The following is a 12,536-nucleotide window of genomic DNA, read 5'->3' on the forward strand; positions in this document are numbered from 1 at the left end:
GCTTTGATGACCAGAGCCATAAAAACTCCCCATGACTAAAACCATAAACATTGTTACGTTCAAATATTAACCATTGACAAATACCCTAATTCTACCCACATTTAGTTAGTCCTTTTTAATGACTAAAAATTCACTGTGGAGATGCAATTAAATGCAATTTGATCTTCCTGCGCTGCGGGCCCAAGCATTTGATTATTTATTTGATGCTGTGGTGGTCACCGACACTGAAGGTGTTGTGATCGATTGGAACGCAGGTTCTCAATCTTTATATGGCTATAGTAAAGCCGAGATACTGGGTCAACACGTCAGTATTTTGCATTCGCCGGAGGATACTGAATCTATCACCGAACAAGTGATGTCTGCAGTGGCCAAGCATGGCAAGTGGAGCGGTGAAATTCGCTTTAAACATCAAGATGGCACCATAGGCTGGATTGAGTCCATGTGTATCCCGCTGTTTGATGAGCAACAGCAGTTTCTCGGCGCACTCGGCATCAACCGCGATATCACCAAACGCATTGAAGATGCCCAGCGGTTATTAAACCTTGCCTATTACGATCAACTCACCCAAATGCCCAATCGTCACTTACTCACTGACAGAGTCGGACAATATATCGAAAGAGCCAAACGCAATAACAGTCGTTTTTGTCTGTTTTATATTGATTTAGACGACTTTAAAAAGGTCAATGACAGCCTTGGTCATAACGAAGGTGATCAAGTGCTAATAGAAGTGGGCCGCAGGTTAAATGTCCAAGTCAGAGATGCTGACACCATTGCTAGAATGGGTGGTGATGAGTTTGTCTTAATGATTGAAGGCATTCACGACAACAACGACATTGCCGCAGTGGCAGATACCTTAATTGCATGTTTATATAAGCCCTTTCAATTGGGCGAACAATCGGTAAACGTTAATTGCAGTATTGGTATCGCCACTTACCCTGATTCGGGTGAATGCTTTGATAGTTTGATTAAATCAGCTGACTTTGCCATGTACAAATCCAAGCGCCAAGGCGGAGCAACCTATCGTTTTAGCTAGCCTTATCAGGCTGCTGATTTAGCTACTGGCTTTAGCAAGTCGCTTAAGATGTTGGCTCAGTTGGCGCAATCGCACCAAATTTCACTAACACATGCCAGATTAACTTCAACTGCTGTAACTGCTGCGCTTGCTTACCGCGCTCACTCCATAACATTGGCTTTAAGGTGAGATCCATTGCCGCTTTGCCAATTAATTGTGCGGTGATTAAGCCGTCTTTCGCAATTGCTTGAGCAAGTACAGGCATATCAGGGCCACGAAAATCTTTTGGCACGCTATCAACTGTTAATTGATAACCCTGATGCCACAGCAATCTGATGTCATATTCCTCACACAGGGCTTGCATGCAATCCCCCACTTCAGTGAGTTTAAAACTTGGGTCTGCCACCAGATAAGCAATATCATCATCCAGTGATACATCACCGTGGATCTGCGCTTCGATATAATGATCAAGATTACCTAAGGGCTGGCGAGCAAAGCGTGCATTAACTTCCATAGGCAGCTGCTGTAAATGCGTAATAATCTGCGCTGGTTTGATATTAGCCAGCCCCAGCGCATAATGGCGCTCAAAACTTTCACTAAGTAACGCCGCTAAAATCACTTCAAAACACTGCAGCGTGCCCTTTTCTTTTGGCAAGCGATATGAATCCATATAACTAAAACTGCAGCGAGATAACACTTGGGGCTTTGTAATGAAGTAACAACTACCAAAACGGGGTGCTGGGCCTAGTGGGCAAAAACCTAAATCTAAAGCGCCATATTTAGGCCGATGTTTTACCCCAGAGTAGCATTGACCAAACAGTTGGTTCTCCCAATGATCTCGAGGGCCACCTAATTCAGGTGATAACTGGCCATTGGAGATATGAGTCTCAAACTGGGTTTTATAATAGCCATCTTTTAATAGCCCAGCAGCCACACTGAGCCCGCGACTATCAATGCGATCGGGATGAAAATGCAGTGCCACTTGGCCGTGGGCATGTAACTTTTTCATTCCCTGCTGCACATCTTGGCTGGAAATATTAGACATCAGCAAAATATTTTTAATCACCGAACAGGCTTGTTCACGAAGGCAAGCCAGCGTTTTTTCAATATGAACTTGCGCGGCAAACTGCGGTTTCATTTATCGCGACTCCATTCGGTAAGTGATTGTATTTCATTGTATGTTAAATAGCCGACTTTGCCATCAAAGATTAATCCTTATTCATCGATTTCGGCCATTGTGCTGAGTGAAAGTACCGCTAGCACCAGCGTTAGCTGTGGATACCATGCCCTAAGGCCAAGGGTTAAATTGGCGATTTATTAGCACTTATGCACCTATTCAGGTAAGCTTCACGCCCGCCACATTCTGGCTCCCATTTATTGTAAACAACGTTAGCGTTGACCAAAGAGATCATTCTATGAGTTTTGCCTCCCTTGGCTTAAGTGCAGCAATTTTAAAAGCTGTTGAAAAACAAGGCTATGACACGCCTTCCGCTATTCAAGCACAAGCGATCCCTGCTGTACTTGAAGGCAAAGATGTTATGGCTGCAGCACAAACCGGCACCGGCAAGACAGCAGGTTTTACCCTGCCACTACTAGAATTACTTTCAAAAGGTCAACGTGCACAGCGCGGACAAGTTAGAGCCTTGGTATTAACTCCAACACGTGAATTAGCCGCTCAAGTTGCTGAAAGCGTGTCAACGTATGGCGCAAACTTACCGCTAAAATCTGCAGTGGTATTTGGGGGCGTATCTATTAACCCGCAAATTGCAGCACTAAGAAATGGCGTTGATGTTTTGGTGGCGACACCGGGTCGATTATTAGATTTATGCCAACAAAAAGTATTGAGCTTTAGTCAGCTTGAAGTGCTTATTTTGGATGAAGCCGACAGAATGCTGGATATGGGCTTTATTCGTGACATTAAGAAAATCTTAGCCATGTTGCCAAAGCAACGTCAGAACTTAATGTTCTCAGCCACCTTCTCAGATGAAATTCGCGAGCTGGCTAAAGGCTTAGTGAATAACCCAGTTGAAATTTCAGTAACGCCACGTAACGCAACAGCGAACACGGTTGATCAAGCGGTATACGCCATTGATAAAAGCCGTAAAGCTAAAATCCTAACCAAGCTAATTAAAGAAAATGATTGGCATCAAGTGTTAGTTTTTTCACGCACCAAACATGGCGCCAACCGCTTAGCAAAAAACCTAGAAGCTGATGGCATTAAAGCGGTTGCTATTCATGGTAACAAGAGTCAAAGCGCTCGTACTAAAGCTTTAGCTGACTTTAAAGCGGGCACTGCACAAGTGATGGTGGCCACCGATATCGCTGCCCGTGGTATCGATATTGACCAACTGCCATTTGTGGTTAACTTTGACTTACCGAATGTGCCTGAAGATTATGTGCATCGTATTGGCCGTACTGGCCGTGCGGGTGCATCTGGTCAAGCGGTATCATTAGTGAGTGATGAAGAAGTCAAATTACTGCATGATATTGAGCGTCTTATTAAGCGCGTAATTGAACGTAAACAGATTGCCGGTTATGAAGCATGTCATACTTTGCCTGAGCCGAATTTGAATCGCGCTGGTGGCCACAACAGCAACCATAAAAAGCCGAACCCAAATCGCCGTAAGCATGCGAGCCAAAACAGCAGTGATAGATCAGGTAAACCAGAATCTAGACATAGCTCGCGCCAGAATTCGCGCGCTGATGCCTCGGCAAATTCAACAGCGGCTAAAAAGCCACAACGTCGCCGCCAAGGTAACAATAGCGCCAATAGCGCAGCTTCTGGCAGTGTGAATCCTTACGCTAATGCAAGACCTAAGTCCCGTGACTAATGCTAATCGCTAAAGCGAGTTCTCGATGAATTAGCTCAATAAAAAAGGTATGAAGACAATAGTTTTTATACCTTTTTTTTGGGATTTTTTGTTGAGCACTACGATACTAGGGGAAGAGCGACACTGATTAATATGCTATCCGGAGTCGATAACGGTCAAGCGACAGCTACATAGAATCAACAGTACTGAGCTTTACATCAACAGCACTGAGCCATAAATAGATATAAAAAAGCGAGTTTAGTATTAACTAAACTCGCTTTCAATTCAGTGAGTAACGCTAGCGCTACCGACTCAAAATAATATCTACAAGAACCAAGCGCGGTAGGTTTTACCTTTTAAACGGCCTTTAGTGATCTTGTTAAGTGCCTTTTTAGACGCGGTGCGTTTCACTGCCACAAATGAACGGATATCGGTCACTTTAATTTTGCCAATGTCTGCGCCATCAATGCCATTTTCGCCAGTTAAACCACCAACGATATCGCCAGGGCGAACCTTATGCTTCTTACCTGCATCGATTTGAATGGTAACCATCTCAGCTTCAAGTGGCATTTTCGTTAACGCACTCATGGCTGGTAATGCTTCACCGTCGATTTCGCGGCCAATTAGCTCACCGATTTCAACCATACGATGACCATCTTCATGACTATAGAAAGTGTAAGCTGCGCCAGTACTGCCCGCACGACCGGTACGGCCAATACGGTGAATGTGTACTTCGGTATCGTAGGCAATGTGATAGTTAAATACCGCGTCTAAGTCTTCGATATCTAAACCACGAGACGCCACATCGGTTGCCACTAATACGCGGGCACTTTTGTTGGCAAAACGCAGTAACATTTGATCGCGCTCGCGCTGCTCTAAGTCGCCATGTAAGGCTAGTACGCTAAAACCTTGTTCAGCTAACGTATCCGCCACTTTTTGAGTTTCACGGCGGGTGTTACAAAACACCACCGCACTTTCAGGCTGCTTATCCAGTAACAATAACTGTAAAGCCTCCATACGTGCATGATTGTCTTCGGTTAGATAAAAATGCTGATCGATAGTGAGGTTGTCGTGCGTCGCTTCAACCTTAACCATTAATGGCTTATACATGATTTGATCAGCAACCTGCTTAATTTGCTCAGGGAAGGTCGCGCTAAATAGCAAGGTTTGACGCTCACGCGGCGTGTCTTCAATAATTTGGTCTAATTGCTGCTGAAAGCCCATTTCTAACATGCGATCGGCTTCATCTAAAATCAGCATGTTAACGTTGCTTAAATCTAAGCGATTGCGATCAAGATGATCAACAATACGTCCTGGGGTGCCAACAATAATGTGCGCGCCATGTTCCAATGAACCAATTTGTGGTCCCATTGGTACGCCGCCACACAATGTTAGTACTTTCACGTTATGAATGCCGCGAGCTAGAGTACGGATCTCTTTTGCCACTTGGTCGGCGAGTTCACGTGTTGGGCACAACACCATGGTTTGGATGCGAAAACGTTTCACATCTAACTTGTTTAGTAAGCCCAAACCAAATGCTGCAGTTTTACCTGAGCCGGTTTTTCCTTGGCCAATCACGTCATCACCTGCAAGGATTGCTGGTAAGCTCTCAGCTTGAATTTGAGTCATTGACTCGAATCCCATGGTTTTGAGATTTTCAAGCAAATCAGGTTTAAGATTTAGTGATGCGAAAGCCGTATTAGCGGCTTGTTGAGTAGACTGACTCAAGGCGAATATCCTCTGATATAAAACGGGTACTGAAACAAAACGAGTACAAACAAAACAGCCAAGATATTTATACCTTGGCCTAATTGCATATTGTAGCAATTTTATCCGCACATGGCAGATATATCTTTGCTAAATGATCTTACCAAAGCGCCCTTGTTGGTAATCATCTACTGCTTGATCTATTTCAGCTTGGCTATTCATTACAAATGGGCCCATATGGACTATTTTTTCATTAATGGGTGAACCTGCCAGTAACAATAACCCTGTCTCGGCAGAGATAGCATTGTTAAAATGACTTAGCTCAGCTGACAATAACAATAACTGTCCGGCGCTGGCCGTCATCAAGTCTCCATTGGCGGCGATATATTCAAGCTCACCTTGATAGATATAGGCATGAACCACCTCATGGCTGGATAAATCAATACTGGCGTGGCCATTAGCTGCGAGCGTTAAATCCGCAATGGCACCATTGCCCGCCAAGCCTTGAATACTCGAGACTAATTCCTCAGCGTCATTGTCCCTATCATTGCCAGCAAATTGCCAATGGCCAGCAAGCGCCTTTAACTGCGCACCGTCTTGGTTAGTACCCGTTGGATTAGCCTTTTCTGAGGTATCTTGATAGATCGCCGGACGCATTTTGTCTTTAGCGGGCATATTGAGCCAAATTTGAAAGCCATGTAGGCCATCTTCAGCATCGGCTAATGGCATTTCAGAATGAATCACCCCACTGCCAGTACTCATCCACTGCACATCGCCAGCGCGTATGGCTTTAACATTACCTAATTGATCGCGGTGTTCAAAGCCACCCTTACGAATATAGGTAAAGGTTTCAATACCGCGATGAGGATGCGGTGGAAAACCACCAATGAAATCTTGCTGATCATCTGATTTGATCTCATCAATCATTAAATAAGGATCAAAGCGGGTATTGATAAAATCCGCAACCCGCTTAATGTTAACCCCGTCACCATCCATTGCTGGTCGAGCGCTAAAACGGCCTAATACTTTCATGATGTTCTACTCTATGAGTGATTAATAGCCTTAGCTTAACAAGCAACTAATCGAATAAATATTGTAATAAAACGCTACTTTTAGTCGATTTAATCGGATAGTTATTAGCGGCCAAATTGAACGGTCATAGCTGAATACTTATAGCTAAAGAGGCAAGGTTATTTTACAGGTTACTCTTTTAAGGCTTACTCTTTATCAAAGCTATCCACCACTATGGCGCCCATAGAGGCTGGCATAGTAATGATAATAATCCGCCGTAATGAGGTTATGGGATCGTCTATAACACCAAGCTCACTACCAAGGCCGCCATCAAATAAGCGATAACGATCCGAAATATAAACACAATAACCCGTGATTTAACATCATGTTGAAACACGCTGTGATAGGTAAATAACCCCAAAAACACCACCGACAACACAAACAGCATCATGACGTTGATTAAGGGTAAAGTCTCACCCAGTTTCCACGCTTCTTCAGAAAAAGAAATCGGTACAGCTAAAGCAAAAGCGCCGACAAATATTTGGCTGGCATCTTCCATATTAAAATTAAGTTTCATAAGCAACTCTTTACTTAGACGGTGTTTTAAGCGAGATCATTCGATCGTTTATTTAAGGTTTGCCTTTAGGTAAATCATGGGGCGCTAGCATCTTCTCTACCACGACCCACTGATTAAACTGCGCTTCGGTGAGTAATCCAAGGGCAAGGGCTGCCGCTAGTAGTGTCGAGCCATCTTGATGAGCTTTTTTAGCGATGCTGGCGGCATTATCATAACCAAGGTAGTCATTAAGCGCGGTTACCAGCATTAATGACTCATCACAAAACTTAGCAAGTTGTGCTTCATTGGCACTAATACCGCAAATACATTTATCAGTAAAACTGCTACAACCATCTGCCAGTAAAGCAATTGATTGCAGTAGGTTATAAATCATCACTGGCTTAAAGGCATTGAGCTCAAAATGGCCATTGCTGCCTGCCACTGAAATGGTTGTATGATTTCCCATAACCTGCACCGCTATCATAGTTAACGCTTCACATTGGCTCGGGTTCACTTTAGCGGGCATTATCGATGAGCCGGGCTCATTTGCAGGCAGATTAATTTCCCCTAATCCACAGCGCGGCCCTGAGGCCAAAAAGCGGATATCGTTAGCAATTTTCATCACACTGACGGCCACGGTATTTAATGCACCACTGGCTTCAACAATGGCATCATGGCTCGCTATGGCCTCAAATTTATTGGTCGCAGTAATAAAGGGCAATTTAGTCAGCTTGGCAACTTGCTGAGCAAAGCTTATATCAAAGCCTTTAATTGAGTTCATGCCGGTCCCCACAGCAGTGCCGCCCTGAGCCAACTGTAATAACGCAGGCATTACCGCTTCAACTCGAGCAATGCCATGACTCATTTGGGCACTATAACCTGAAAACTCCTGACCTAAGGTCAGCGGAGTGGCATCCTGAATATGGGTTCGACCGATTTTTATAATATGATTAAATGCTACCGATTTTATCGCTAGCTGCTGCTGTAAATGCCTTAATGCGGGCAACAATTGCTGGTGTAACTCCAGTACTGCTGCGATGTGCATTGCAGTGGGAAAGCAGTCGTTTGATGACTGGCCTAAATTACAATGATCATTTGGGTGCACGGGGGTTTTACTGCCAAGCACGCCGCCAAGCAATTCAATGGCGCGATTAGCAATCACCTCATTGATATTCATATTGGTGTGAGTGCCCGAGCCAGTTTGCCATACCGACAACGGAAAGTGTTCATCCAGTTTGCCTTGCATCACCTCGCCAGCGGCCTGTTCAATCGCTTGACCAATATCAGTATCGAGAATGCCAAACTCCATATTCACCTTGGCCGCACATTGCTTCACCATTCCCAAAGCATGAATTAATGGCTTGGGCATCGTCTCGACCCCAATAGCGAAATTGATTAAGCTGCGCGCCGACTGAGCGCCATAGTATTTATCCGCAGGCACCTTTAATGGCCCAAATGAATCCGTTTCTGTGCGAAATGTGCCCATAAGGTTATCCTTTGCAGCCGAGCTATTGATGACACAAGCTATAGAGCTGGTTTGAAGTCTGCGTTAACAGATTAGTGATAAGAGACTAGTGATAAGAGACTAAGTCGATCCTGAATAACTGGTTAACTTAGCCTACTCTCGGGGTTAAGTGAGCCATTTAGGGCAGTAACAAGCTAAACCAACACGATATCAGATCGCATGCTGTACAAAATATACAGCGCTTGTTCTTGATCCCGCTGGCTAATATTATTCATTTCAAATGCCTGCAATGCATCATCCAGTACCGCCATAAATTCAGCCGCCGATATGTTCATGCCTTTATGTACCGAGAGCATATCTTGGCCTTTATACACACTTGGGCCGCCAGTTCCTGCAATGAAAAATGTCGCCGCGGCATTTTTTAGCGCTACGGGATCTGATTTGGCAAATCTTGGGGAGATTGTCGGGTTGGCCATATGCAAATCGACCAAGTCATTTGCAATACTCTCAATGCCAGCACTGCCGCCAAGACGTTCATACAGTGAATTACTCATAAACTATATCCTTGCTTTGATTCAGGTGAATCACATTGGCGTTTAATATTTAACAGCGAGTTTATTACGAAGAAATATCACGCCACTCGCCCTAAAGGGCACTGATAAATTGTAGGCTAAAATGGCGAAATGAGAGGGCTGCGACTCAATAAATAGGACTATTGATTGAGCAAGGTTATAGGTTGGCAAAACTCAATTAGGTTTACTTCTAGCTTTTAGGTGAGCTTTGAGAGAGCGCGTTGAGACTTTATATTAACACTAAGATTTAGCACTAAGATTTAGCACTAAGATTTAGTGCTAAGATTTAGTGCTAGTTTTCAGCCTAGGTTTGGGTGCTAGTTTTAGCCTAAAGCGCCAACGTCAGCTGCTGATAAAAATTGCATCTTGCATAATACCTTAAGAGATCAATCCAATCTGCCAAAGAAATTAATTAACCCCCTTACTCGAGTATATTTTCGTTTATTTTCAATAAACAGCATTTAAAAAAATAGCCAAGCCAACTAACAATACCAATCAGCTTAAAGCCATCCTCAAACAAAATACGTGAGTCACCAATAAAGGCCTCGATTGGAGTTTGAAACTGATCAACCAACACTGACAAAGCAAAAAAAACAAAGGCGAGCAGCAGAATTAGATACTGCGTTTTTAGGATGCACTTTCTGAAAACCACCATCCAGCAAAACATTAAACTGAAGTAAGCCAATAGAAAAAACTTCTCTTTGATAGCTAAATAACGCGGAAAAATATAATCGTGCAGCATAAAAAAGTCGTCACATAATAGCAGCGTGGTTAATAGGCCTGAACACAACATAAATACAGCGAACCACTTTTCTTTAGGCTGATGACGAAAAACCTCCCAAGTTAAAAAGCATATGGTCGCAGCAGCTGCCCACAATAAAGCGCCAACATTTGATGTCACCCCAGTTAAAGGATTCACTTCTGCCGTCGCAGCGAGATCACGGGTAAAAATGCCAAAAGGTAAATCCATTGTGGTACTGGCGAGGATAACAAATAGCAATAAGGCAAGGGGTAAAAAATAGAGAAGAAAGAAGAAACCGGTGAGATTTTTAGCCTGAGAAACTATCTGCATGTTCATGTTTAAACTTTTCCTAAACGTTTTGGCAGGCTCACCCATTAGAGTCGACTATTTAAGTTATAGTCGTAACTTGGGTGATAGTAAACTTTAGCGCTTGGGGTTTTAGCTGTGTGTTCTTGTGACTTGAATGAATGGAAAAACCCTATAGCGGTCAATCTGCTTTCACAGTTTTCTTACTATAATCCGGTAAAGTCTGTGCAACTCTACGGCGAAGATCATAGCTTATGATTCTGAGCGATGAATAGCCAAACAAAGCTTTCTATTAAGCATCTCTCGATATAAAGCACAGTTTAATATTGCGATGCCATACATTTCAAACGCCTCTTCAAATACTCGGCGCAGTTTGTACAATAAGTCAGCCTTGGAATCGACTAATCCGTGCTCTAACATCACAGCACCTAGATATTCAAAACCAATAGCCCCGGTAAGAAAAATCCCCCCTGAAAGTACAAAATAAAAAGCGCTTTGTTTTGATAATGATCTTAAAAATGGCACTAGCGAGACGCCTACAACAAACACAAACAACACCCCAAAAGGTAACCATGTGTGTGAGCTAATTAAGGCCGGTATGATGTCTTTCGCAGCAAGGTAATCATGAATATTTGAAAAATTTTCGTGTACCCCTACGCTCTCATCACAGGATAATAATAAAAATAGCACTGCTAAATATAACCAATAATTAAAGCCTTTATGATGATTGGTTTTTTCAAATAGATATAAAACAAAAAACAATATTGACGCTAATAGTAAATTTAATACCGAGAAATAAGTCGGAAAGCTTTGCTCATTACCTACGTCAAATAACGGCAAGAAACCCAATACATATTCATGTCCAGTGATATGAGCATAAATATAGGCAGCGAGCCCAGCAAGAACCAACAGGGTGACTATTGAGAACTGAGTAATACAGAATGTAGATAATTTGATATTCAATTTTATGTCCACAACCACTCCTTGCATCGCGTCATCTGAATTAAACTCAAGGCCTGTGCAGTTTAAATTTCAAGCAAACAATAGCTTAAACATAGCTTTGCGATACCGCTTATGTAAAGTAATATTCTGACTAAAAACCAACAAAAAAGGACTCGATATCGAGTCCTTGGATGAATTAGCCTGAATTAACACAGTGGCCAAAAAATGCCCCCAAATTAAACTTCGAGTCTTATACTTCGAGCCTTACATTAACCATATTAGCGGCTGTTATTGGCATCGTACTTGATAAAACAGTGCTGTTTGAATCGTGGAATAAATATCTAGTTAACCTCTGTTTTTCGGCAACCATACTATTTCATTTGATCCCTACTGCCACCGAGATTATGACCCGTTTCCCTATGGATGACCCCATAGTGACATCATTAGAAGACCCTTTATTGCAAAAAACATTCTTAATCATTTTTATGGTATTTATCAGTTTTGTTATTTACCAAATGAACTGGTTACGCAAACAAAAATAATCCATAAAAAACCGGCTTAATTACTTAAGCCGGTTTTTTCACTAACAGAAACTTACACTTAAAATCAATATACTTAGACAGTTAACCTACTGGAAGCTATACAATAAGTAACTTAGCTAGTGATACATCCGCTTTAAAGATCATTGAACTGCTGTAGCCATTCACTGAACGAATTAGACACCTTTTCAACCGTCCCCCAACCTTGATTATAAAACCACACAGCCACATCTTGCTGCTGAGTTTGACACTCGGTTTGCTTAAAGCAAAACATGTTGCCCTTACAATCAGAGGCAAACAAAATATGCCCTTTTGGCATGCCGCTCATCTCATATAAGTTGGACAGTAACGCCACATCTTCAAGGCTTAAAAAGTCCTGCACTTCAGAAATATCGACACCTAAATCGCAAATTTTTGTCAATACATTAGGGGTGTGCACCAAGCCATAGGTTGAGATTAAATACTTATATGAGTCTGGCAGCACTGCCGTCAGTTTTGCTTCAAGTTCAGCGATAAACTGACTCTTTATTGGCACCATGGCATTTTTACTGCCCCAGTTTTTTACAAATAGATCGATGCTATTCATGCCTACATATTCCCAAAACAACTAAAGCCAGAATACTGGCCAAAAAATTGTGACTAAAATACCAGAGAAACCCAAAAAGTCCGCGGTTTAACTGTAATTAATATTAGTTGACCACTTGTATCTTGAAGCTTTGGATGATTAGCAATCTGTATCACGCTATGTGCTTCCCCAAAAACGGCAAGGTTTTTCATTATATTCAAGCCTTACCCATGTCAGCCTGAAACAATGCAGGTATGAGTAAGCTAAACCTGCTGCATTTTGTTTGTACTGTGACTGATAAACTTAACC

The 12,536-nt window shown here is 42.6% G+C and carries 11 protein-coding genes and 1 pseudogene; 3 read left to right on the forward strand and 9 right to left on the reverse strand.

Annotated elements, in window-relative coordinates:
- The first annotated feature begins 151 nt into the window (after nt 1–151).
- On the forward strand, nt 152–1,033 hold the full coding sequence (locus Q4533_RS02875) for a sensor domain-containing diguanylate cyclase (RefSeq protein ID WP_303501792.1): 882 nt from the start codon (nt 152–154) through the stop codon (nt 1,031–1,033).
- A gap of 43 nt (nt 1,034–1,076) precedes the next feature.
- Here the strand turns inward: Q4533_RS02875 and Q4533_RS02880 are convergent, their stop codons facing one another.
- Complete coding sequence (locus Q4533_RS02880; RefSeq protein WP_102520552.1) at nt 1,077–2,150, reverse strand: DUF3626 domain-containing protein; 1,074 nt, start codon at nt 2,148–2,150, stop codon at nt 1,077–1,079.
- Nucleotides 2,151–2,427: 277 nt separating this feature from the next.
- Between Q4533_RS02880 and Q4533_RS02885 the strand changes: the two genes are divergently transcribed.
- Entirely contained in the window at nt 2,428–3,843 is a 1,416-nt protein-coding gene (locus Q4533_RS02885) for a DEAD/DEAH box helicase (protein WP_102438374.1), read from the forward strand.
- A gap of 303 nt (nt 3,844–4,146) precedes the next feature.
- On the opposite strand, the gene dbpA is transcribed toward Q4533_RS02885, so the two are convergent.
- The 7 genes and pseudogenes from dbpA to Q4533_RS02920 form a co-directional block, all read right to left on the reverse strand.
- Nucleotides 4,147–5,550, reverse strand: a complete 1,404-nt coding sequence (gene dbpA, locus Q4533_RS02890; RefSeq protein WP_102438372.1) for an ATP-dependent RNA helicase DbpA — start codon at nt 5,548–5,550, stop codon at nt 4,147–4,149.
- Between the two features lie 129 nt (nt 5,551–5,679).
- A complete protein-coding gene (locus Q4533_RS02895; protein WP_102476890.1) occupies nt 5,680–6,561 on the reverse strand; it encodes a pirin family protein in 882 nt (293 codons plus the stop codon).
- A gap of 185 nt (nt 6,562–6,746) precedes the next feature.
- Nucleotides 6,747–7,117: pseudogene (locus tag Q4533_RS02900) on the reverse strand (DUF2391 family protein).
- A 52-nt stretch (nt 7,118–7,169) separates the two neighbouring features.
- Entirely contained in the window at nt 7,170–8,582 is a 1,413-nt protein-coding gene (fumC, locus tag Q4533_RS02905) for a class II fumarate hydratase (RefSeq protein WP_303501796.1), read from the reverse strand.
- A gap of 173 nt (nt 8,583–8,755) precedes the next feature.
- Nucleotides 8,756–9,115, reverse strand: coding sequence for a group 1 truncated hemoglobin (locus Q4533_RS02910; protein ID WP_102438364.1), 360 nt, complete (start codon nt 9,113–9,115; stop codon nt 8,756–8,758).
- A gap of 439 nt (nt 9,116–9,554) precedes the next feature.
- On the reverse strand, nt 9,555–10,211 hold the full coding sequence (locus Q4533_RS02915) for a hypothetical protein (RefSeq protein WP_102438362.1): 657 nt from the start codon (nt 10,209–10,211) through the stop codon (nt 9,555–9,557).
- 222 nt (nt 10,212–10,433) lie between these two features.
- Nucleotides 10,434–11,156, reverse strand: coding sequence for a hypothetical protein (locus tag Q4533_RS02920; RefSeq protein ID WP_303445951.1), 723 nt, complete (start codon nt 11,154–11,156; stop codon nt 10,434–10,436).
- Between the two features lie 281 nt (nt 11,157–11,437).
- Here Q4533_RS02920 and Q4533_RS02925 point away from each other — a divergent pair, with 281 nt between their 5' ends.
- On the forward strand, nt 11,438–11,665 hold the full coding sequence (locus Q4533_RS02925) for a hypothetical protein (RefSeq protein WP_133126443.1): 228 nt from the start codon (nt 11,438–11,440) through the stop codon (nt 11,663–11,665).
- A gap of 133 nt (nt 11,666–11,798) precedes the next feature.
- On the opposite strand, the gene Q4533_RS02930 is transcribed toward Q4533_RS02925, so the two are convergent.
- A complete protein-coding gene (locus Q4533_RS02930; RefSeq protein WP_102476887.1) occupies nt 11,799–12,248 on the reverse strand; it encodes an SMI1/KNR4 family protein in 450 nt (149 codons plus the stop codon).
- Nucleotides 12,249–12,536 lie beyond the last annotated feature (288 nt).

Origin of the sequence: Shewanella sp. 6_MG-2023, from assembly GCF_030547195.1 — a bacterium.
Lineage (GTDB): Bacteria > Pseudomonadota > Gammaproteobacteria > Enterobacterales > Shewanellaceae > Shewanella.